This is a genomic window from Pseudomonas pudica (assembly GCF_015680405.1).
Taxonomy (GTDB): Bacteria; Pseudomonadota; Gammaproteobacteria; order Pseudomonadales; family Pseudomonadaceae; genus Aquipseudomonas; species Aquipseudomonas pudica.
Genome location: NZ_JADLJS010000042.1, coordinates 1 through 21,133 on the forward strand (window position 1 = coordinate 1; position 21,133 = coordinate 21,133).

The 21,133-nt window shown below is 65.4% G+C and carries 18 protein-coding genes and 1 pseudogene; 5 read left to right on the forward strand and 14 right to left on the reverse strand.

Annotation, left to right across the window (positions count from 1 at the left end):
• Positions 1-134 precede the first annotated feature (134 nt).
• Together IRZ77_RS21965 and IRZ77_RS21970 are read right to left on the reverse strand one after the other, a co-directional pair.
• Positions 135-551 carry a RidA family protein gene (locus tag IRZ77_RS21965; RefSeq protein WP_085599032.1) on the reverse strand — a complete coding sequence of 139 codons (417 nt, stop codon included), beginning with the start codon at positions 549-551 and terminating at the stop codon, positions 135-137.
• Positions 551-1,870 (reverse strand): flavin-containing monooxygenase, encoded by a 1,320-nt coding sequence (locus IRZ77_RS21970; protein WP_046615415.1) that lies wholly within the window; start codon positions 1,868-1,870, stop codon positions 551-553. The genes IRZ77_RS21965 and IRZ77_RS21970 overlap by 1 nt, the downstream gene beginning before the upstream one ends.
• A 370-nt stretch (positions 1,871-2,240) precedes the next feature.
• On the opposite strand from IRZ77_RS21970, the gene IRZ77_RS21975 reads away from it, so the two are divergent.
• Entirely contained in the window at positions 2,241-2,918 is a 678-nt protein-coding gene (locus IRZ77_RS21975) for a DUF1028 domain-containing protein (protein ID WP_135003072.1), read from the forward strand.
• A complete protein-coding gene (gene argE / locus IRZ77_RS21980; protein ID WP_196174424.1) occupies positions 2,911-4,071 on the forward strand; it encodes an acetylornithine deacetylase in 1,161 nt (386 codons plus the stop codon). Before IRZ77_RS21975 ends, argE begins: the two co-directional genes overlap by 8 nt.
• Positions 4,072-4,194: 123 nt before the next feature.
• Here argE and IRZ77_RS21985 read toward each other — a convergent pair whose 3' ends face one another.
• From IRZ77_RS21985 to IRZ77_RS21995, 3 genes are all read right to left on the reverse strand, one after another.
• Complete coding sequence (locus IRZ77_RS21985; RefSeq protein ID WP_196174425.1) at positions 4,195-5,463, reverse strand: carbohydrate porin; 1,269 nt, start codon at positions 5,461-5,463, stop codon at positions 4,195-4,197.
• Between the two features lie 128 nt (positions 5,464-5,591).
• Positions 5,592-8,009 carry a glucose/quinate/shikimate family membrane-bound PQQ-dependent dehydrogenase gene (locus IRZ77_RS21990; protein ID WP_196174426.1) on the reverse strand — a complete coding sequence of 806 codons (2,418 nt, stop codon included), beginning with the start codon at positions 8,007-8,009 and terminating at the stop codon, positions 5,592-5,594.
• A 206-nt stretch (positions 8,010-8,215) separates the two neighbouring features.
• Entirely contained in the window at positions 8,216-8,566 is a 351-nt protein-coding gene (locus IRZ77_RS21995; protein ID WP_046615410.1) for a cupin domain-containing protein, read from the reverse strand.
• 117 nt (positions 8,567-8,683) lie between these two features.
• On the opposite strand from IRZ77_RS21995, the gene IRZ77_RS22000 reads away from it, so the two are divergent.
• Positions 8,684-9,589, forward strand: a complete 906-nt coding sequence (locus tag IRZ77_RS22000; protein WP_196174427.1) for a LysR family transcriptional regulator — start codon at positions 8,684-8,686, stop codon at positions 9,587-9,589.
• A gap of 105 nt (positions 9,590-9,694) precedes the next feature.
• On the forward strand, positions 9,695-10,894 hold the full coding sequence (locus IRZ77_RS22005; RefSeq protein ID WP_108480118.1) for an MFS transporter: 1,200 nt from the start codon (positions 9,695-9,697) through the stop codon (positions 10,892-10,894).
• A gap of 164 nt (positions 10,895-11,058) precedes the next feature.
• Here the strand turns inward: IRZ77_RS22005 and IRZ77_RS22010 are convergent, their stop codons facing one another.
• Positions 11,059-11,670: a LysE family translocator gene (locus IRZ77_RS22010; RefSeq protein ID WP_085602190.1), complete on the reverse strand. Its 612-nt coding sequence runs from the start codon at positions 11,668-11,670 to the stop codon at positions 11,059-11,061.
• 104 nt (positions 11,671-11,774) lie between these two features.
• Between IRZ77_RS22010 and IRZ77_RS22015 the strand changes: the two genes are divergently transcribed.
• The gene (locus IRZ77_RS22015) at positions 11,775-12,746 is read left to right on the forward strand and encodes a GlxA family transcriptional regulator (RefSeq protein ID WP_196174438.1); all 972 of its coding nucleotides are present in this window, start codon (positions 11,775-11,777) and stop codon (positions 12,744-12,746) included.
• Between the two features lie 145 nt (positions 12,747-12,891).
• Here the strand turns inward: IRZ77_RS22015 and IRZ77_RS22020 are convergent, their stop codons facing one another.
• The 8 genes and pseudogenes from IRZ77_RS22020 to IRZ77_RS27400 form a co-directional block, all read right to left on the reverse strand.
• Positions 12,892-13,743, reverse strand: coding sequence for a CAP domain-containing protein (locus IRZ77_RS22020; RefSeq protein ID WP_025338862.1), 852 nt, complete (start codon positions 13,741-13,743; stop codon positions 12,892-12,894).
• A 220-nt stretch (positions 13,744-13,963) separates the two neighbouring features.
• Positions 13,964-14,575, reverse strand: coding sequence for a cell wall hydrolase (locus IRZ77_RS22025; protein ID WP_046615405.1), 612 nt, complete (start codon positions 14,573-14,575; stop codon positions 13,964-13,966).
• A gap of 35 nt (positions 14,576-14,610) precedes the next feature.
• A complete protein-coding gene (locus IRZ77_RS22030) occupies positions 14,611-15,528 on the reverse strand; it encodes an AEC family transporter (RefSeq protein ID WP_153670833.1) in 918 nt (305 codons plus the stop codon).
• A gap of 237 nt (positions 15,529-15,765) precedes the next feature.
• Complete coding sequence (locus IRZ77_RS22035; RefSeq protein WP_196174428.1) at positions 15,766-16,629, reverse strand: LysR family transcriptional regulator; 864 nt, start codon at positions 16,627-16,629, stop codon at positions 15,766-15,768.
• A gap of 158 nt (positions 16,630-16,787) precedes the next feature.
• A complete protein-coding gene (locus IRZ77_RS22040; RefSeq protein WP_046615402.1) occupies positions 16,788-17,636 on the reverse strand; it encodes an ABC transporter permease in 849 nt (282 codons plus the stop codon).
• Positions 17,633-18,649, reverse strand: coding sequence for an ABC transporter substrate-binding protein (locus IRZ77_RS22045; protein ID WP_085602186.1), 1,017 nt, complete (start codon positions 18,647-18,649; stop codon positions 17,633-17,635). Before IRZ77_RS22045 ends, IRZ77_RS22040 begins: the two co-directional genes overlap by 4 nt.
• A gap of 105 nt (positions 18,650-18,754) precedes the next feature.
• Entirely contained in the window at positions 18,755-19,510 is a 756-nt protein-coding gene (locus IRZ77_RS27395) for a methyl-accepting chemotaxis protein (RefSeq protein WP_370464244.1), read from the reverse strand.
• Positions 19,511-19,612: 102 nt separating this feature from the next.
• Positions 19,613-20,992: pseudogene (locus tag IRZ77_RS27400) on the reverse strand (PDC sensor domain-containing protein); the annotation flags it as partial.
• Positions 20,993-21,133: the final 141 nt, after the last annotated feature.

The window sequence follows — 21,133 nt, forward strand, 5'->3', positions numbered from 1 at the left end:
CCCACAGGGATTTCGCAAACCTTGAGGTCTGGCGCCGTACCTGTGGGAGCCCGGCTTGCCGGCGATGGGCTGCGCAGCAGCCCCAATAACACTGACTGTCAAATATCAGGGCAAGCCCGCTCCTGGTGATCCCGCTAGGCTTGGTCAGGCACCACGGCGATCACGTCGATCTCCATCAGCCACTCGGCCTGGGCCAACCCGGCCACCACCAGCCCGGTGGAAATCGGGAACACCCCCTTGAGCCACTTGCCCACCTCCTTGTACACCGGCTCGCGGAAGCGCGGGTCGGTGATGTAGGTGGTGGTCTTGACGATGTGCGACAGGTCCGACCCGGCCTCTTCGAGCAGCTGCTTGACGTTCTTCATCGCCTGCTCGGCCTGGGCCCTTGGGTCACCCAGGCCCACCAGGTTGCCTTCGAAGTCGGTGCCGACCTGGCCGCGCACATAGATGGTGTTGCCGGCGCGCACCGCCTGGCACAGGTCGTTGTCCAGGGTCTGGTTGGGGTAGGTGGCCTTGGTGTTGAACATGCGGATGCGAGTATGGGTAGGCATCAGTGGGCTCCGAGGGTGCTGACGTTGCTGATCTTGGATTGTTGCTGCTCATCCGCCGCGCGTTGTTCGCGGTCGCGGTAGGCGGTATAGGTGCGTTGCGTGGCGATGTGACCGGCGACGTGCTTGGCGTCGTGCCACACGCCCCAGATGAACGACGAGCCACGGCGCGACAGCCACGGCAGGCCAAGGAAGTACACGCCCGGCTCGCGGGCTACGCCGCGTTGGTGCTGGGGCTTGCCGTTGGCGTCGAAGGTGTCTACCTGCAGCCAGCTGAAGTCGACACCGTAACCGGTAGCCCAGATGATGCTGGTGACGCCGGCCTTGGCCAGGTCCAGCTGCTGCAGCGGGTTGCGCATGCATTCAGGGTCGGCCAGGCGCTTGCGGGCTTCGGGCTCTTCCGGCAGGTCCAGGCCGTTGCGCTCGATGTAGGCATCGGCGGCATCCAGCAGGGCCAGGTAGTTTTCGTCGCCGCGGTTGATGTTCTCGACCAGGTTGTCCTGGAAGCGCGCCACGCCGTTCTCGAACGACTGGGTCAGGCCGACCAGGGTCATGCCCTGGTGGGCGAGGGCGCGGAAGTCAACGGTGTGGCCGCCACGTGCGCCACTGACGGCAATGGTCACGTGCTCGCGGCCAGGCTTGGCGATTTCCGCATCCCACTCACCCAGCACGCCCAGCCACCAGCAGAAGTCGCGGTTGCGGTAAGCACGTGGCGGGCGATCGTGGGCGCCGACCGAGAGGTACACCTGGCGCCCGGCACGCATCAGTTCTTCGGCGATCTGCACGCCGGAGGAACCGGCGCCGACCACCAGCACAGCGCCTTCTGGCAACTGCTCGGGGTTGTAATAGGCCGCGGAATGGATCTGGTGCAGGTTGCCGTCTTTCGGCGCGATGGCCGGGATCACCGGCTTCTGGAACGGGCCGGTGGCGGCGACCACGCGGTTGGCGCGAATCACGCCTTCACTGGTTTCGATGGTAAAACCGGGACGGTCGCTGTTGCGCAGCACTTTCTTCACTTCGATGCCGGTGCGTACGGGCAGGTTGTACTTGCGTACGTACTGCTCGAAGTAGTCGGCCACCTGGTCCTTGCCGGCGAAGGCGTCGGCGTCGAGGTTGAATTCCAGCCCCGGGAAGCGGTCGTGCCAGACCGGGCCGTTGGCCACCAGCGAGTCCCAGCGGCCGGTGCGCCAGGCCTCGGCGATACGCTTGCGCTCCAGCACCAGGTGCGGCACGCCAAGCTTGCTCAGGTGTTCGCTCATGGCCACGCCGGCCTGGCCGGCGCCGACGACGAGGGTGTCGATTTCGAGGTTGTTCAGTGTCATGTCCGAGCCCTTGTTCAGGCGGTTTTTGTCAGGTCGGTTTGGAGGACCGCCGTTGCCTGGGGCCAGACTAGGGATGCCGTGGAATTGGCGAAAATAGTATTTAGCTGGGGTTTGCCGATAAAACGGCGAAGACCCTGGATTCTGTGGCTTGCGAGTTGGACGCAAAGGGGCCGCGCGCTGTGCCGACAGGAATGATTGGCCCGAAACAGATGTAGGAGCAGCCTTGGCTGCGAAGCGCCGCGCGGGCGGCGCTCGATCTCAGCCACAACAAAGCTTTTTCCTGCCTAACCCCTCGGAAAAAGGTCGTTTCGCCGGCCGAAAGGTTCAACCCAGAATGCCGTGTATCGCACAGCACAACAGGAACCATGACATGACTTTTTCCATCATCGGTCGTTGCCAGGAAACCGGCCAGGTCGGTATCGCCATCAGCTCTTCAAGCATCGCAGTGGGCGCCCGCTGCCCGTGGGTGCGTGCCGGTGTGGGTGCGGTCGCCACCCAGAACATCACCTTGCCGGCGCTGGGCCCGCAGATTCTCGATGCCCTGGAACAGGGCCAGTTGCCGCCTGCCGCTGCGCTGGACCGGGTGCTGAGCGCCAATGGCTGGAGCGAGTACCGCCAGCTCACGGTGATCGACAGCCATGGCCAGGTGGCGCTGTTCACTGGCAAGGAAGCCTTGGGCACGCACTACGCCCTCGCCGGTGAGCAATGTGCGGCGGCAGGCAACCTGTTGGCCTCGACCCGGGTGATCGAGGCGATGGTGCAGGCCTTTGAACAGGCTGGCGGGCATCTGGCCGACCGCCTGCTGGCGGCCATGCACGCGGCGATGGCCGCAGGCGGCGAGGCGGGGCCGGTGCACTCGGCGGCGTTGAAGATTGCCGGCGAGCTGACCTGGCCGCTGGTGGACCTGCGCGTGGACTGGGCCGAGGCCGACCCGATCGCTGTACTCGATGGCCTGTGGCAGGCGTACCGGCCGCAGATGCAGGACTACGTCACCCGCGCCCTCAACCCGACTGCCGCGCCAAGCTACGGGGTGCCGGGCGATGAGTGAATTTGCCAGTCGCGCGCTGCTGGCCAGGCTGATCGGCTTTGCCACGGTCAGCCGGGATTCCAACATCGAACTGATCGGCTTCATCCGCGACTACCTGGCCGAGTTGGGGGTGGAAAGCGAACTGTTCCATAACCCGGAAGGCACCAAGGCCAACCTGTTTGCCACCATCGGCCCCCGGGACGTAGGCGGCGTGGTGCTGTCCGGGCATACCGATGTGGTGCCGGTGGACGGCCAGGCCTGGACAGTCGAGCCGTTTGCCCTGAGTGAGCGCGACGGGCGTCTGTATGGCCGGGGCACGGCCGACATGAAGGGCTTCATCGCTTCGGTGCTGGCGGCTGTACCGGCGTTTCTCGCCCAGCCGTTGCGCATGCCGGTGCACCTGGCGTTCTCCTACGACGAGGAAGTCGGCTGCCTGGGGGTGCGCTCGATGCTGGCCGCGCTGGAGCAGCGCCCGCACAAGCCACGGCTGTGCCTGATTGGCGAGCCCACCGAACTCAAGCCGGTGCTGGGGCACAAGGGCAAGCTGGCGATGCGTTGCCAGGTGCATGGCGCGGCCTGCCACTCGGCGTATGCGCCGTATGGGGTGAATGCCATCGAGTATGCGGCGAAGCTGATCGGCAAGCTGGGTGATATCGGTGATGCCCTGGCGTTGCCGGAGCATCACGACAAGCGCTTCGACCCACCGTTCTCCACTGTGCAGACTGGTGTGATCAAAGGGGGCAGGGCGCTGAACATCGTGCCGGCGGAATGCGAATTCGATTTCGAAGTGCGGGCCTTGCCGGGGTTCGAGGCGCAAGCAGTGGCCGACCAGTTGCAAACCTATGCCGAGGCCGAATTGCTGCCGCGCATGCGCAAGGTCAATGCCGCCAGCGCCATTCGCCTGCAGCCGTTGAGTGCGTATCCAGGGCTGGCCACGCCAGCGGATAGCGAGGCGGCTCGCCTGGTGGCGCTGCTCAGTGGTTCGGATGAGTTCGGTACGGTGGCGTTTGGTACCGAAGGTGGGCTGTTCGAACAGGCAGGCATCCCGACTGTGGTGTGTGGGCCTGGGAGCATGGACCAGGGGCACAAGCCGGATGAGTTCGTCAGTGTCGAGCAGTTGCGGGGTTGTGATGCCATGTTGCTGAGGCTGGTGGATTACCTCAGGCAGGGTTGATTGCGCTGGCCTCTTCGCGGGCACGCCCGCTCCCACAGGTACAGCACCGCCAGGACAGCCGGCGATATACCTGTGGGAGCGGGCGTGCCCGCGAAGGGCTGCAGAGCAGCCCCAATCAAGATTTCAGAAGGTAGCCTTGACCTGCAGGCCAACCACCAGCGCGTTGTCGATATCCTTCCCGGAGAACGCACCCGGTTCGATGATGTACTGCACATCCGGGCGCAGGTTCAGCCACGGCGTGGCCTGGTAGCCGTAGCTCAGCTCCACCAACTGCTCGGCGCTGTCGATATCGGGGAACTGCTCCCCGGCATTGAACGCGGCATCTTCCAGCACGTCGCGGCTACGCGGGTTGGGCACGGCACGGCCATAGCCCAGCGCCACGGTATCCTTCGGGCGGCCTGCGAACGGCTTGTACAGCACCACGCCAGCGCCATACCACCTGGTGAACGGCGAGGCGGCCTTGCTCGACGCCGAGTACTGGCCGAAGGCATGCAGGCTGCGGCCCGGCAAGCCCTGGTCGTTCCACACGGCCTGGTCGACCAGCAGGTAGTGGCCGCCGCGGCCGGACACTTCCTCGTCGCTGCCGATGCGCTTCACATCGGAGCTGTCGTAGTAGTAGCCCAGTTTGTACTCGCCGGGCAGCTCGCCCTGCAGCTTGTACACCAGCTCTACCGGTACCACGGTGCCGGTGGTGTGCTTGGGGCCCAGGTGCCAGGCGCGGCTGGAATTGCCGTTGCTTTCCGGGTCGACGTTGAACGCCGCCACACGCAGCTGCCAGGACGGCGACAGGTCGTACTTCACCCGCACGCCCAGGTGGGCATTGGGGTAATTGGTCCAGCCACTGCCGCCAGACATGTTCAGCGGGTGGCCGCAGAAGCCGGCGTTCATGAAGTTGCACAGGATGCCACTGTCCAGGCCGCCGAGGTCGTTGCCCATGGCCATGTAGCCGAGCTTGACGTTGAGTGCCGGGGTGAACAGGGTGCGCTCGTAGCTCAGCTCGGTCAGGCGGGTGTACAGGCCGCCGAAGTTTTCCTGGATCGGCAGCCGGTTGCCCACCAGGTCTTCCGAGGCGCTGTTGCCGCGGCGGTCGTTGATGGTCAGCTGGACCTTGCCACCGTTGTCCAGGCCGTACAGTTTCGACAGGTCGAACTGCACACCCAGTTTCAGGTTTTGCGAGTAGCGCGCCGAGCGGTGCAGGCCACCGTGGGCGTTGTAGGCGGTTTCGCCGCTGTAGTCGCCGGTGAACTTGACGCCGTCTTCTTCCAGCTGGTGACGCAGGCCGCCCCAGTCACCGGTCAGGGTGCTGCGGGTCATCAGGTCGCCGTCGGCCAGGGCGGTGCTGCTGGCCAGGGCCAGCAGCAGGGTGGGGGTGATGCGAATTGCGGATGGCATTGCTGAATCTCGGGTTGTCTTCTAAGGCCTCTTCGCGGGTGAGCCCGCTCCCACAGGATTTTCACTGCCCTTGCAAACGGTGCAGTTCCTGTAGGAGCGGGTTTACCCGCGAAGGGGGCGACGCGGTGTTACGGCAAGGCGTAAGAAATCACGTAGTCGCCACGGTCAGTCGACTGGCGCGCGCCGCCAGCCGTGATCACCACGTACTGCTTGCCGGTCTTCGGCGAGACGTAGGTCATCGGGCCGCCCTGGCTGCCAACTGGCAGGCGGGCCTTCCAGATTTCGTTGCCGTTGCTGCTGTCGTAGGCGCGCAGGTAGAAGTCCTGGGTGCCGGCGATGAACACCAGGCCACCCTGGGTCGACAGGGTGCCGCCAAGGGTCGGCAGGCCGATCTTGATCGGCAGGTGCATGCGGATGCCCAGCGGGCCGGTGTCCTCGACGGTACCCACCGGTACCTGCCACGCCACCTGGCGGGTCTTCATGTCGATGGCGGTCAGGGTGCCGAATGGCGGCGCCTGGCACGGAATGCCGGCCACCGACAGGAAGCGGTTCTTGTTCACCGCATACGGGGTGCCCTTGAGCGGTACTGCGCCCATGCCGGTGTTCAGCGCTTCGCCTCCGGAAGCGGCACTGCCTTTGTTCTGCGACGGGATCATCTGGATCCACAGGCCCAGGCGCATGTCGTTGACGAAGATGAAACCATGTACCGGGTCGGTGGAGATGCTGCCCCAGTTCATGCCACCCAGCGAACCCGGGAAGCTCAGCGACAGGTCGGTGCCCGGCGCGGTGTACAGGCCGTCGTAGCGCATTTTCTTGAAGTCGATGCGGCACAGCAGCTGGTCGTACGGGGTTGCGCCCCACATGTCCGATTCGGTCAGGGTCTGCGCGCCGATCTGCGGCATGCCCACCGACTTCGGCTGGGTTGGCGAGTATGGCTCGTTGGGGATGTTGCCTGGCTTGACCGGTACTTCGTCGACCTGGGTCAGCGGCTTGCCGGTGGCGCGGTCGAGCACGTAGATCTGCCCGGCCTTGGTGCCGATTACCACTGCAGGTACCGACTGGCCGTCGTCCTTGGTGAAATCGATCAGGCTCGGCTGCATCGGCAGGTCGAAGTCCCACAGGTCGTTGTGCACGGTCTGGAACACCCACTTCTGGTTGCCGGTGGTGGCGTCCAGGGCCAGTATCGAAGCGCCATAGGTGTGGTCCAGCTTGCTGCGTTCGACACCGTAGATGTCGGTGGACGACGAGCCCATCGGCAGGAACACGGTATTCATCGCCGGGTCGTAGGACATCGGGGCCCAGCTGTTGGGGGTGCTGCGCACATAGGTGCTGTCACCCTGCGGCGCCTGGCGATCTTCCGGGTTGCCGGGGTCGAAGGCCCAGCGCATTTCACCCGTGATCACGTCGAAACCACGGATCACGCCGCCTGGCATGTCGGTCTGGACGTTGTCGGCGATGCGGCCGCCGACCACCACGGTGGTACCGGCCATCAGAGGTGCCGAGGACAGCTGGTAGTAGGAGTCCGGCACATCCCCCAGGCCGGCCTTGAGGTCGACCTGGCCGTTGTTGCCGAAGCCCTGGCAGAACTCGCCGTTATCGGCGTCGACGGCAATCAGGCGGCCATCGATGGTGTTGGTCAGCAGGCGACGCTGGCAGTTGGCACCGGCCGGTACGCTGACCGCGGTGATTGGCGAGCTGTTCGGCTGGGTCGGCTGGGCGATGGCGGCAGTGGCGTCGAAGTAGGCCATGCCACGGCAACGCTGCCAGACCTTGGACTGGGCGTTGATCGCGTTCTTCCAAAGCTCCTTGCCGGTGTCGGCATCGAGGGCGATCAGGTTGTTGTGCGGGGTGCAGATGAACACCTTGTTGCCGACCTGCAGCGGGGTCAGCTGGTCTTCGGCACCGTTGCCGTCGCTGAGCGCCACGTCACCGGTGTGGTAGGTCCAGGCTACCTTCAGCTTGTTGACGTTGTCGCGGTTGATCTGGTCCAGCGCGGCGAAGCGGCTGCCACCTTCGGTGTTGCCGTAGTGGGCCCAGTCCTTCTGCGCCTTGTCGGCTTCGACCGGAGTCATGCCCGGGCCTTTGCCGGTGGGGGCGACACTTGGGTGGGCGACGAACATGTTGCCGGCGGCGATCACCAGCAGCACGGCCATCACCCCGGCAACGCCATAGGCACCGCGGCCGGCGCTGGCGCCATTGGCACGGGCCAGCAGCGGGTAGACCAGCGCCACCACCATGCCGATTGCGCCGAACATGAACAGGCGCGAGAACAGCGGCCAGAACACCAGGCCAGCATCGATCAGCGCCCAGATGGCAGTGCCGACCAGAAATGCCGCGTACAGCCAGGCGCCAGCCGGTTTGCGGCGAGCGATGAGGACGCCGGCGATGGCCATGGCCAGGCCGCCGATCAGGAAGTACCAGGAACCGCCCAGGCCGGCCAGCTTGACGCCGCCCGCAGCCAGGAGGAGGCCGAGCAGGGCGATGATCACGCCCAGGCCGACCAGGATGATGTTTGTGGCGCCAGAGGCGCGCGGGGTTTCTTTCATGCCAGGGATCTCAGCAGGTGGAATGCGCGCAGTGTAATCTCTTAGCTTGCTAATTAACAAGTTGGTACATAATTTTGTGGGGCGGATTGTCGCAGGGCTGAACTGTGCAATGTGTGGCTAAAAGTCTAGATCATGCGTTTAAAAATGCAGTAAACAGGATGTTCATGTCGGGTGGGTGACCCGCGTTCGATTTTCAATGACCGGATTCATGCCGGCCACGGAGTACCGCTGCTGTAGAACACCGCGAGCCAGATGGTGGCGGTGCCGGGGGCGGTCCATTCCACGCGGTGGCGGTAATGCGGTGGGATGTCCAGGCAATCGCCCGGCGCCAGCAGGCGGGTGTGGCTCTCGTGCTCGAAGCGCAGGCCGGCGGCACCACTGAGCAGCACGATCCATTCGCCTTCGGCCTGGTCGTACCAGAAACCGGGCGGGCTGGCCTGGCCGCTGGAGACGATACGTTCCACGCGCACGCCCGGGCGGCTGAGCAGCTGGTCGACCCATTCGGCGCTGGTGGGGTCGCAAGGGGGCAGGGCAGTCAGCAGGTTGGTCGGGATCATGGAAAACCTCGTTTGGAAGGGGGTGGTTCCACTATGGACGCAATTGCCGTACGCCGCGCTTCTTGACCGGCCCGGCTGTTTGTAAGAACTTTCCGGGATTTGGAAGACGGGCAACAAATGGACAAACTCCTGGCGATGAAGATGTTCGTGGCCACCGTCGATGCCCAGGGCTTTTCTGCTGCCGCACGCCGGCTCGGGCTGGCGACATCGTCGGTGACGCGCCTGGTCGATGCGCTGGAAGCGGCGTTGGGCGCCACCTTGCTCAACCGCTCCACCCGCCAGGTCAGCCTGACCGAGGCCGGCGCCCGGTATTACCAGCGCGCGCGGGGTATTTTCGAGGCCCTGGACGAGGCCGATGCCAGTGTCGCCGACCGGGGCGAGGAGCCTGTCGGTGTGCTGCGGCTGTGCTTGCCGGTGGAGTTCGGCAGGCGGGTCATCGCCCCGCACCTTGGGCCGTTTCTGGCGCAACATCCGGCTCTGGAGCTGGACATCGACCTCAGCGACCGCCTGGATGACCTGCTTGACGGGCGCTATGACCTGTCGATCCGCCTGGGCGACCCCTCGCCCAATGACGAGCTGGTATGCCGCCAGTTGGGGCGCTTCCAGCGCTGGCTGGTGGCCAGCCCGGGCTATCTGGCCGGGCGAGACGCGCTGGAGCATCCGCGGCAGTTGCTCGGGCACGCCTGCCTGCGCTTTCGCTACGGGCAGAAAGGGCGCCCCTGGCGCCTGGCCCGTGGGCAGGACAGTCTGGAACTGGATGTGAGCGGGCCGTTGCGCAGTGCCAATGCCGACATGCTGCGCGAAACCGCACTGGCGGGCAGCGGCATCGCGCTGCTCGCCGACTGGCTGGTGCAAGAGGATGTGGCGGCCGGGCGCCTTCAGCGGCTGTTCCCCGATTGGCAGGTCAGCCCCGGCGCGGCCAATGACAGCATCAACGCCCTGTACCTGCCCAACCATCGTGGTTCGCGGCGGGTGAATGCCTTTATCGACTTTTGCGAAAACCTGTTGCAGCGCGGCACCTAGTGTTGCGCAGTGTGCAAAGCCCTGTTGCGCCAGCGCTGGATTCTCGCCTGAAGAACGTCTGGGTATGGTGGCCAGCATATTCCAGCCATTGCCGAGGACACTCGCATGAACCCTTCCCTTGCCGCGGCGCAGCCTGCAGCCACCGGCCTCAGCCGGGCCTTGGTCGCCCTGCTGGCTTTCTGCTGCGGCGCAATCGTCGCCAATATCTACTACGCCCAGCCCATCGTTGGCCTGATCGCCCCGGACCTGGGGCTGTCCACCGAGCATGCCAGCCTGATCGTTTCACTCACACAGCTGGGCTATGCCTTGGGCCTGCTGTTGCTGGTACCACTGGCCGACCTGTTGGAGAACCGCCGCTTGATGGTGGCTACCGCCGTGCTGGCCTGCGTCAGCCTGCTGCTGGCGGGTACCAGCAGCAGCGGCCAAGGCCAGCTGTTCCTCGGCTACGCGCTGCTGATCGGTTTCAGTTCCGTGGCGGTGCAGATGCTCATCCCGCTGGCGGCGCACCTGGCGCCGGAGCAGCAGCGTGGGCGGGTGGTCGGCAACATCATGGGCGGCCTGCTGCTGGGTATCCTGCTGGCGCGGCCGTTGTCCAGCCTGGTGGCCGACTACTTCGGCTGGCGTGCGGTGTTCATTGGCGCTGCCGGGGTGATGCTGGCGATCATCCTGCTGCTGGCCCTGACCTTGCCGCGGCGGGTGCCCGAGCACAAGGCCAGCTATGCCGGCCTGATGCTGTCGCTGCTCACGTTGCTGCGCCGTTATCCCTTGCTGCGCCAGCGCTCGCTTTACCAGGCGTTGATGTTCGCGGCGTTCAGCCTTTACTGGACGGCGGTGCCGATGGCCCTGGCAACCGAGCATGGCCTGTCGCAGAGCCAGATCGCAGTATTCGCCCTGGTGGGCGCGGTGGGCGCCGTTGCCGCACCCATGGCCGGCCGCCTGGCCGATGCCGGGCATGCCCGGGCCGGTTCACTGCTGGCGTTGTTGCTGGCGCCAGCGGCACTGTTGCTGGGGCTGACGGTGCCAGGCTACAGCGTGATCGGCCTGGGCCTGACCGGCGTGCTGCTGGATTTTGCGGTGCAGATGAACATGGTCATAGGCCAGCGTGAAGTGTACGCGCTGGACCCGGCCAGCCGCGGGCGGCTGAACGCGGTGTACATGACCAGCATCTTCCTGGGTGGGGCGCTGGGTTCGGCGGTGGCCAGTGTGGTGTTCAACCAGTTTGGCTGGCAGGGTGTGGCGCTGGTGGGGGCGGGGTTGCCGGGTGTGGCCTTGCTCATCTTCCTGGCCAAAGCGCGCCGGGGTTGAATGCTAGCGCGGTCACCTGTGGGAGCGGCCTTTTGTCGCTAATGGGCCGCAAAGCGGCCCCGGCAATTCTGAAGTGATGCGTAGATCGTGGGGGGGCGCTTCGCACCCCTTTCGCGACACAAGGCCGCTCCCACAAAAAGACCTGCACACGCCTGTATCAGACGTTACCGCCCAAGCGGCAGCGCCACACCAATCAAGGCAAACAGGCTGCCGCAGCAGCGATTGAAGCCCTTGCCGCCCTTGGCCAGCCATGGCCGGATGCGAAACGCCAGGCGTGCCAACAGGTATTCGACCAGGAACTCGACGCTGGCAAAGGTTGCCGCCATCACCACGAACTGCAGCAGCAACCCTCGCTGCGGGTCGATGAACTGCGGCAGGAAAGCGCCGTAGAACAGCAGCACCTTGGGGTTGGCCATGGCCGACAGCAAGCCCTGGCGGAACAGCCCGGCATTGCCCGCCCGCGCGTTTTGCGCAGTCAGTTCCAGGTGCAGGCCTGGGCTGCGCCACAGTTGGATACCCAGCCAGATCAAATAGGCACCACCCACCCATTTGAGCACGCTCAGCACCGAGGCCGAGGCCTGCAGCAGCGCGCTGAGGCCGAACATGGCAAGGGCGATCAGGGCGCTGAAGCCAAACACTCCGCCGACGATGGTGAACAACGTCCTGCGTGCGCCATACAGGGCACCATGGGTCAGGGCCAGCAAGCTGTTGGGGCCTGGGGTCAGCGACAGGCCGATGCTGGCCAGCAGGTAGATGAGCCAGGTTTCGAGTGCCATGGTGGGAACGCCTTGTTGATCGGGAGGGCGCCAGTCTATGGCGTCGGCTTTGGTCAGAAATAGTATGATCTGGACATCTGATGGTTTTTTCTGGACGCAATGCCATGCTGCCCGATATCCGCTTGCTGATCTTGCCATTACCGGATTTCGCCCTGCTGCCGTTCGGCGCCTTTCTCGACAAGTTGCGTTTCAGCGCCGACGACGAGGACTACAGCCAGCAGCGCTACTGCAGCTGGACCGTGGCAGGGCTGACCCTCGACCCGGTGCCGTCGAGCAGTGGCGCTGTGGTGCAGGTCGAGGCCGTCGCTGGCCAGCTCGAGCTGGCCAGTTTCGACTACCTGGTGGTGTTCGGCGGGCGCAACGCCATGGCCACTGCCGCGCTGGCGCCTCGCTACCGGCCCTTGCTCAGGCAGGCCGGCAAGGCTGGCGTCAAGCTGGTGGGGGTCGACAACGGTGCTTTCCTGTTGGCCGCCTGCGGGTTGCTGCAGGGCCACAAGGTAGTGGTGCACTGGCGCCACGAAGCCGAATTCCGCGCAGCCTTCCCGCATTTGCAGGTGCTGAGTGAGCAGCTGTATTGCATCGACGGTAGCCGCATCACCTGCGCTGGCGGCACCGCGGCCATCGACCTGGCCGTCGCGCTGTTGTCACGTGCCTGCGGGCGGGCCCGGGCGCTCAAGGGCCTGGCCGACATGCTGGTGGATGAAACCCGCGATAGCCGCCATGCCTTGCGCTCGCTGGAGCTGGGGGCCGGGCAGGGGCGGCAGGTGCAGCGCGCCCAGGCGTTGATGCGTCATCACCTGGGTTCGCCATTGACCACGGAGCAGTTGGCGGCGGAGCTGGGCATCAGCCGGCGCCAGCTGGACCGGCAGTTTCACGCCAGCCACGGCATGAGCGCCAAGGCCTGGTGGCTGGAGATGCGCCTGCAACAGGCGCGCTGGCGCTTGCTCAATTCCAGCCACAGCCTGGCGCAGATTGCCGATGAAGTGGGCCTGGGCGATGCCAGTTACCTGGGCAAGTGCGTGCGGCGGCGGTTCGGTTGCACGGCCCTTGAACTGCGCAGTCACGTAGAGAACTGAATTCACAAGCGGTCCAGGTACCCTGTGGTAACGGGTTTACCCGCGAAGACGCCACCGCGGTGCATGGCACCGGCTGCGCCGGTGTTCGCGGCTAAAGCCGCTCCTGCAGGGCCCTGCCAATTCAATGAGTCCTGTGAGAGCCGGCTTACTGCGGCGTCCCGAACAACCCTGTCCAGTAAATCCCCGCATCACTCTTCGGGTCCACCGCATATGCAGCGCCCAGCTCACGGAAGTCCGGGTTCATCAGCGTCGCGCAGTGCCCTGGGCTATCGAGCCAGCCATCGACCACCTTGCGCGCGGTGTCACGCCCGGCGGCGATGTTTTCGCCGATCTGCTGATACAGGTAGCCGGCCAGCTCTGCCCGGTCACCGGGGGTGCGGCCATCCTTGTCGATGTGGTCGAAGAAGTTCTGGTTGGCCATGGCCCGGGTGTGGTTGGCAGCAACCCCGGCCAGCACCGTGCTCCAGCTCAGCGCGGGGGCGGCGGCGAAAGGCTGGCCACCACATTGGCGCGGCACCTTGCGCGCGGCGTTGATCTCCTGCAGCACCTTCTGCCCCTCGGCCTGCCAGTCGCCCAGGCGGCCACTGAGCAGCGGCCGGGCCAGCACGATGCGCCAGTCGCGGCCTTCCTGGCTGACGCCGATATCGACGAACTGTGGGTCGAGCACCACCTGGCAGAAGCTTTCTTCGATGGCATGCATGGCAGCGCGCGCATCGCGCGGCCCCGACAGGCTGATGGCCTGCACATTGACCATCGGGTAGGCGGCGCGCGTCATGGCCTGCTGCAGGTCGCGCGTACCCTCTGGCGACAGCGCCAGGCGGGTATCGCTGTTGAGCGGCGGCAGCTCCAACGACGCTTCTCCACCGCAGGGCTGGGCCTTGCTGCGGTAGACGTTGATCGAATCGATCAGTTGCGCCTCTTCGCCGGTGGCAGCCAGTGCCCCGGCCGAAACGACCAGGCCCAGCGACAAGGCGGCAACGGATGACAGGACGCGCATGTGGATCTCCCTATGACTGGCAGCGTCGTGGTTTGCGCTGCTCATCCTACACAAGCCCGCGGCTTTTGGCCCGGGATCGTGCAAAGCAATGAAAACGCCGGCATTCGATGCTGGCGCCACAAGGGGGAGTAGACCACTGATCATCGGAAAAGTGCGAACAGTTGGTAATCATTCCTATCAAACCGCAGTTGTCAGCCCGTTTGCCAGCGCCCGGTGGGTATCAGCGCGCAACCGCCTGGTTCGGTTTGTAGAACAGAAAATGCCTGGTCTGCGCCGTCCGGCGATAGGCTTTGGCCCAGTCCGGGCGCACATTGCGATCATGGAAGTACAAGGCACCCCCGGTACGGTCTTTCAACTGCTGGTTGAGCGCCTTGCGCGCAATCTCCTTGGCAATGTCGTAGCGTTGCGCTTCTTCGACCTGGTCCGGGCGCCCGTCGCACCACCAGGAGAACTGGCAGGCCTTGCTTTCAACACCCTGCTTGACCACGCCACAGATGGTATCCGGGAAGCCATCGTGGCCCAGGCGGTTGAGCACGACGTTGGCCACGGCGGCCATGTCTTCGGCGTCGGCACCCTTGGCTTCCCAGTAGATGGTGCGGGCCAGGCAGGTGATGCTGTCATCCAGCGGCGCCTGGCCGGCCGGGTCCACTGCCTGCGCTTCGCCCGGCGTGAGGGTCTCGGCCTTTTTCGGGGGTGGTGTGTCATTCACCACTTTTTCCTCGAGCACCTCGGCCTTGTCCTCGGCGACGGCAGCCTTGGCCGGGGCGGCCGCGTGCAAGGGGCCTGCGAGCAGGGCCGAAACCAGGCCGATCACCATCCACGAAAAGCGCATGATGCAAGCTCCCGAACTGTAGGCTGGTTCAAAGTCTAGCCAAGCGCAAGCATCAGCACCAAAGGCAGGGTGGCGGCGGCCAACACGGTCTGCAGGGCGATGATGGTGGCCATCAGCGGTGCGTTACCGCCCATTTGCCGAGCCATCACATAGGAAGACGACGCAGTCGGCAGTGCCTGGAACAGCACCGCCACCACCGCTGCCTGGCCACCCAGGCCAAGCAGGCGACACAAGCCCCAGGTGGTCAGCGGCATGACCAGGAACTTGAATGCCGACGCCGCCATCAGCGGGCGCACCTGCTGGCCCAGGCGGGCCCCACCCAGGGCTGCGCCGACGCACAGCAGGCCCAGCGGCAGGGCGGCCTGGCCCAGGGCCTTGACCGTGGGTTCGATACCCGCTGGCAAGCCCAGCCCGCTGGCGCGCAGCAGCAACCCGCCGGCGCAACCGACGATCAAGGGATTGGCGAAGATGGCCCGCAGCACCGTGGCCGGTGAGCTATGGCGGGCGCTGAAGCGGGCGAACACCAGCACGCAAAGCAGGTTGACCAGTGGCACGATGGCGGCGTTGGCCACTGCCGCCAGGGCGATGCCGGCGCTGCCGTAGATACCCGCTGCAAGGGTGGCGCCGATGTAGTTGTTGAAGCGGATGCCGCCCTGGAACACCGAGGTGAAGTCGGCACCGTCGTGGCTCATTGCGCCCTGGTACAGCATCAGCAGCACAGCCCCGGCCAGGGTCGAGAGCATCAGCACGCCGACCATGCCCAGCACCGGCACGCCATCGAGGTTGGCGGTAGCCAGGCCATGGAGGAACAGCGACGGCAGCAGTACGTAATAGCTCAGGCGCTCGGCGCCGGGCCAGAAGTTATCGGCGAGGAAGCCGCGCAGGCGCAGGAAAGTGCCCAGGGCAATCAGCAGAATGATCGGCAGCAGGGTAGTCAGCAGCAGGTGGAGCATGATCGACGTTCCGTGGTCGGGTACGGGGCACAGACTACTGGTGCGGATCGATCTGTAAAAACGTTGTTTTCTGCACTGACCATTGAGGAAAAATGCATGTTTGCTCTGGGGGCGCTGTGCGCCCCTTTCGCGACGCAAGGCCGCTCCCACAGGTTTGCCCACTGCCTCCAAATGCAACGCGTTCGCTGTGGGAGCGGCCTTGTGTCGCGAAAGGGCCGCGCAGCGGCCCCGGCAATCTCAAGCCTCCAGCGCAGTCTTCAGCACCGCGCTCAAATGCCGCCGCTGGCTCTTCTCGTGCTCCAGCAACACCACCCGCCGGGTCAGCTGTGGGTCGCCAAACGGCAGGCATGTGGCCGGTGGCAAGCGTTGCAGATCGTCATCGGCCATGGGGATGATCGCCACACCCAGGCCCATCACCGCCATGCGCGCCAGCGCTTCCTGGCTGTCCAGCTCCATCTGCTCGCTCACCTGCAAATGCTGCCGACGCAGTTCCTGTTCGATTTGTCGTCCGGCCCAGGCACGCTTGTCGAAACGCAGGAACGGCTGGCTGGCCAGCAACTGCGCCACGCTTTGCCCGGCCAGGTCGGGGCTGGCGATGGCCCAGAAGCGATCTTCGAACAACGGCGTGAAGTCCAGGCTTTGCGGGTAGGGGCTGACCGGCTCGGTGGTGATCGCCGCATCGAGTTCGCCGTCTTCCACCCTCCGTGCCAGTTCTGCCGACATGCCGGAGGCCACGCTGATGTGCAGCTGTGGGTGGTGCGCCTTGATCCACACCAGTGCCTTGGGCAGGCGTCGCGCCAGCACCGTGTGGATCGCCCCCAGGCGCAGGCGGCCGCGCAGGCTCGGGCCGCTGGCCAGGGCGTCGGCCAGTTCGTCATAGCTAGCCAGGATGATCTCGGCGCGGGCCACCGCCAACTGGCCGGCTTCGGTCAGCGACACCTGCCTGCGGCTGCGGTCGAACAAGGTCACCTGCAGTTCGTCTTCGAGGGTCTTGATGTGCAGGCTCACCGCCGAAGGGGTGAGGCTGAGCAGGTCGGCGGCACGGGCGAAGGTGCCGTGGCGGGCGATGGTCACCAGGGTGCGCAGGGCTTTGAGGGACATGCGGTTGAGGTCCGGTTTCAAGCTGACAGGGCTGCATTGTCAGGCTCGGCCCTATCGCCGGCAAGCCAGCTCCTACAGGTACTCCGCCGGCGGTGGCCATTGTGGCAACCTGTGGGAGCTGGCTTGCCGGCGATAGGGCCGGAGCAGGCAGCACTGTTTCAACGTGCACCACGCCCATAGGCCTGGCTGATCCGGTCGATCACCATGGCCAGGGCGACGATCGCCAGCCCGGCCTCGACGCCCTGGCCGACATTCAGGGTCTGGATCCCCGACAGCACATCCTCGCCCAGCCCGCGGGCGCCGATCATCGAAGCCACCACCACCATCGACAGGGCCATCATCACCGACTGGTTGAGCCCGGCCATGATGCTCGGCAGCGCCAGCGGCAGGGCGATGCGCCGCAACCGCTGCCAGCGGCTGGCCCCCAGGCCATGGGCGGCTTGCAGCAGCGAAGGGTCGATCTGGCTCAGGCCCAGTTCGGTCAGCCGTACCAGCGGTGGCAGGGCATAGATCAGCGTGGCGAACACGGCGGGCACCTTGCCCAGGCCGAACAGCATCAGCACCGGGATCAGGTAAACGAAGGCCGGCAAGGTCTGCATCACATCCAGTACCGGCAACAGCAACCGCTTCGCCAGCGGCCGGGCAGCCAGCAGGATGCCCAGCGGCACGCCCACCAGCACGCAGAGGCCGGTACTGACCAACACCAACGCCATGGTCTGCAGCAGTTTGTCCCACAACCCGAGCATGCCGATCAGGGCCAGCAACGCCACCAGTACCGCGCTGCGCAGCACGCTGCGGCTGGCATGCCAGGCCAGCAGGCCGACCAGCAACAGCAGCAGCCACCATGGCAGCAGGCGCAGCAGGGTTTCCAGGCCGACCAGCAGTTGCAGCAACTGGTCCGAGACGCTGCGCAGGTGATCGCCGTAATGCAGCACCAGCCAGTCGACCAGCCGGTTGATGCTGTCGGCAAAGGAAAATTGCAGGGCTTGGGGGAAGCCGCCGCTCACAGGCTGGCCTCGACCTTGGCGGCAATGTCCGCAGGCAACCAGGCTTTCCACACCTTGCGGTTGTCGCGCAGGAAGGTGAGGGCAGCGTCACGGGGCGGCGTGCGCTTTTCGCTCATGTTGGCCAGTGCCTGGTTCAGTCGGTCGATGGGCAGGTCGACCCGCTCGAACGCGCTCACCAGCTCCGGGTAACCCTCGCGAAAGGCCTTGGATACGCCGATCGACAATTTGGCCGGCAGCGAACTGCTGCCCTTGGGGTCGGGGTTGCCGGCATCGGTGAGGGTGGCCCAGGCCTGGGCATCGAACGGTGGCTCTTGCAGGCGTATGAGTTTGTATCGCCCCATCAAAGGGGTCGGGTTCCAGTAGTAGAACAGCACCGGTTGGCCACGGCGGATGGCCGAGCCGATTTCGGCATCCATTGCAGCCCCGGAGCCGCTGCGGAAATTGGTATAGAGATCATTAAGCCCGTAGGCCTTGAGTTTCTGGCTGTTGACGGTTTCGGATGTCCAGCCGCTGGGGCTATTCAGAAAACGCCCTTTGCCGGGTGACTCGGGGTCGCGGAACACCTGCGAATAACGCTGGAGGTCCTCGACGCTGCGCAGTTCCGGCGCCACGGGTTTCAGTTTGCGTGCGGCATCGCCCTCGATCACGTAGGCTGGCACCCACCAGCCTTCTTCGGCGTTCTTGACCGTGTCGCCCAACGCGAACACTTGGCCGGCCTGTTCTGCCTTGACCCAGGCGGGGCTGCGCCCGGCCCACTCCTCGGCGATTACCTGCAGGTCGTTGCGCGCCAGGGCCACTTCCATGCTGACGGTGCTGCCGGGCACGGTATCGGTGGTGTAGCCGTAGCCTCGCTCCACGATCAGCCGCAGGATCTCGGTGGTGAGGGCGCCGCTTTCCCAGCCTATGGCACCAAAGCGGATGGGCTCGCTGCGTTCTGCCGAGGCGGCGCTGTCGGTGCTGGCCAGGCCTACTGCGAGCAGCAGGCCGGCCAGCAACGTCGGGATCTTTTTCATGGGGCCTCTTGGAGTGGCGCTACTGAGTTGCCGCAAGTGTAGACGACCGGCTCCAGGCCCGGCAGGAAGGCCGCTGCACGCGATAGGCAGCGGCCTGCAAGTGACTCAGACGCGGAACTGGTCCATCAGCGCCTGTTGCTGGTTGGCCAGGCTGTTCAGCGACTGGCTGACCCGCGCCGACTCGTTGGCCTGCCCCGACAGCGACTCGGTGACATCCCGGATGGTTGCCACGTTGCTGTTGATTTCCTCCGCCACCGCGCTCTGTTCCTCGGCGGCCGAAGCGATCTGCAGGTTCATGTCGGTGATCACCGTCACTGCCTGGCCGATGCGCTGCAGCGCGGTGACGGCCTGGCCAACCTGCTGCACGCCGCCCTGGGCCTGGCGGTGGCTGTTGTCCATGGCACCGACCACTTCGCGGGTGCCGTTCTGCAAGGCCTCGATAACCTGGCGGGTTTCTTCCACCGATTCCTGGGTCCGCTGGGCCAGGTTGCGCACCTCGTCCGCGACCACGGCAAAGCCGCGGCCGGCTTCACCGGCGCGGGCCGCCTCGATGGCGGCGTTCAGCGCCAGCAGGTTGGTCTGTTCGGCGATCGAGCGGATCACCTCCAGCACCGAACCGATCTTCTCGCTGTTCTGCGCCAGGCCCTGTACCTCGGCCATGGCGTTGCTCATGTCGGCGGCCAGGGCATCGATGCTGTGGGTGGTGCGGTCGATCACCGCCAGGCCTTCGCGGGTGGCCTGGTCGGCGTCGCGGGCGGCCTGCGCGGCCTGGGCGGCGCTGCGGGCGACGTCCTGGGCGGTGGCACTCATCTCGTGCGAGGCAGTGGCCACCTGGTCGACCTGGCGGTACTGCTGCTCCATGCCAGCGCTGGTCTGGGTGGCAATTGCCGAAGACTGGTCGGCGGTGCCACGGGCTGCCTGCACCGAGCGTTTGACCTCGGCGATGGTCGGCTGCAGCTTGTCGAGGAAACGGTTGAACCAGCCGGCCAGTTCGCCCAGTTCGTCCTGCTTCTGATAGGTCAGGCGGCGGGTCAGGTCACCTTCGCCGCTGGCGATGTCCTTGAGCATGCTTGCCACGCCGAGGATCGGCCGGGTAACGCCACGGGCCATCAGCCACACCATCAGCAGGCCGGCAACCGCCGCCGCCAGGCCCAGGCCAAGTTCCAGCAGGGTGCCGCTGGTGTTCAGCGCGTCCAGTTCCTGTTTCAGCGCTTCGGCCGGCCCGGTCAGGGCGTTTTCCGGCACATCCAGCAGCACGCCCCAGGGCTGGGCATCCGGGATCGGCCGGAACGCGGCCAGCACTTTCAGGCGCTGCTGGCCGTGCACGATGGTCATCTTGCCGTCGGCCAGCTTGCGCACCAGTTCGGCACCTTTGGCGGTATCGACCTGGTCGAAGCGCTGGGCCAGCTTGCTGGCATCGGCGCTGTAGCCGGCCAGCAGGCCGACCGGGCTGAGAATGCCGACCGTGGTGCGGCCTTCGTACAGGCTGCGGCTGGCCTCCTGGCTCAGGGCCTGCAGGCTGTTGAGGTTGATGTCGATGGACAGGGTGGCGATCACCTTGCCGTCGACTGCCAGGGGGAAGACGATGCTGGTCATCAGCACCTGCTGGCCATCGATGTCGTAGAAGTAGGGCTCCACCACGCACACCTTGCCGGATGTGCGCGGGCACACCCACCAGGTATTGGCAGGCTGGCCGCTGGGGCCGATCTCGGTGTTGGCCATGTCATGCTCGGGCAGGGCCATGGCCGTCAGCTGGCCGACACGTGGCTGCGACCAGTACAGGGCGAAGCGCCCGGTTTCGTTGCTGCCCAGTTCGGCCTTGCCGACAAACAGGCTGTCCTTGTTGTCCAGGGCGTTGGGCTCGAATACCAGCGACAGGCCGAGCAGTTCGGGGTTGGCCTGCAGGGCGGCGCGCACCTGGCGGGTCATGTCCTCGCGCAGGTCGAAGGCATCGAGAAAGCGCTTTTCCGCCTGCTCGCGCAGGAACAGCACCTGGCGGGCGAAACCGGCGCCGTACTGGTAGGCGTCCATGAACTGGCGGCGGATGTTCAGCGCCTGCACCTCGCCCTGCGACTCGATGCGCGACTGCGCCGACTCGGTCAGCATCTGCATGCTGCTGGCCTTGACCAGGTCCGAGCTGTGGTCCATGCGGTACAGCGACAGGCCGACGAGCAGGGTGACGATGCCGGCCAGGCAGAGACCGGCGAGCAGGGTGATCTTCCACTGGATGGAAAGTTGTCGCAAAGGCATGGGGTGGGTCCCTTTTTTTGGACAGTAAGGGTTATGGCTTTGGAGCTGGGCGGCGCTCGATCTCACAGGCGAAAGAAATCTCCAGCCAGGCATCTCCCAGCCTTCCCACCCTATCGGCCCATCCCATTTTTTCTTTATTCAAACATTCAATTTAAATTTCCGCCCTCTGTGTAATCCGCCGCAACATGGCGCTTTTGACATCTGCCGCCCACTGCTTCACAGTGCGCGCTTTTT

Bases quoted from the DNA above. Each gene is read 5' to 3' on its own strand.
- IRZ77_RS22015 (WP_196174438.1), top strand. From the start codon at position 11,775: ATGCTGCCCGATATCCGCTTGCTGATCTTGCCATTACCGGATTTCGCC.
- IRZ77_RS22010 (WP_085602190.1), bottom strand. From the start codon at position 11,670: ATGGCACTCGAAACCTGGCTCATCTACCTGCTGGCCAGCATCGGCCTG.
- IRZ77_RS22035 (WP_196174428.1), bottom strand. From the start codon at position 16,629: ATGTCCCTCAAAGCCCTGCGCACCCTGGTGACCATCGCCCGCCACGGC.
- IRZ77_RS22030 (WP_153670833.1), bottom strand. From the start codon at position 15,528: ATGCTCCACCTGCTGCTGACTACCCTGCTGCCGATCATTCTGCTGATT.
- IRZ77_RS21970 (WP_046615415.1), bottom strand. From the start codon at position 1,870: ATGACACTGAACAACCTCGAAATCGACACCCTCGTCGTCGGCGCCGGC.
- IRZ77_RS21985 (WP_196174425.1), bottom strand. From the start codon at position 5,463: ATGCCATCCGCAATTCGCATCACCCCCACCCTGCTGCTGGCCCTGGCC.
- argE (WP_196174424.1), top strand. From the start codon at position 2,911: ATGAGTGAATTTGCCAGTCGCGCGCTGCTGGCCAGGCTGATCGGCTTT.
- IRZ77_RS22020 (WP_025338862.1), bottom strand. From the start codon at position 13,743: ATGCGCGTCCTGTCATCCGTTGCCGCCTTGTCGCTGGGCCTGGTCGTT.
- IRZ77_RS22025 (WP_046615405.1), bottom strand. From the start codon at position 14,575: ATGCGCTTTTCGTGGATGGTGATCGGCCTGGTTTCGGCCCTGCTCGCA.
- IRZ77_RS21995 (WP_046615410.1), bottom strand. From the start codon at position 8,566: ATGATCCCGACCAACCTGCTGACTGCCCTGCCCCCTTGCGACCCCACC.
- IRZ77_RS21990 (WP_196174426.1), bottom strand. From the start codon at position 8,009: ATGAAAGAAACCCCGCGCGCCTCTGGCGCCACAAACATCATCCTGGTC.
- IRZ77_RS27395 (WP_370464244.1), bottom strand. From the start codon at position 19,510: ATGGAGCAGCAGTACCGCCAGGTCGACCAGGTGGCCACTGCCTCGCAC.
- IRZ77_RS22000 (WP_196174427.1), top strand. From the start codon at position 8,684: ATGGACAAACTCCTGGCGATGAAGATGTTCGTGGCCACCGTCGATGCC.
- IRZ77_RS22005 (WP_108480118.1), top strand. From the start codon at position 9,695: ATGAACCCTTCCCTTGCCGCGGCGCAGCCTGCAGCCACCGGCCTCAGC.
- IRZ77_RS22045 (WP_085602186.1), bottom strand. From the start codon at position 18,649: ATGAAAAAGATCCCGACGTTGCTGGCCGGCCTGCTGCTCGCAGTAGGC.
- IRZ77_RS21975 (WP_135003072.1), top strand. From the start codon at position 2,241: ATGACTTTTTCCATCATCGGTCGTTGCCAGGAAACCGGCCAGGTCGGT.
- IRZ77_RS21965 (WP_085599032.1), bottom strand. From the start codon at position 551: ATGCCTACCCATACTCGCATCCGCATGTTCAACACCAAGGCCACCTAC.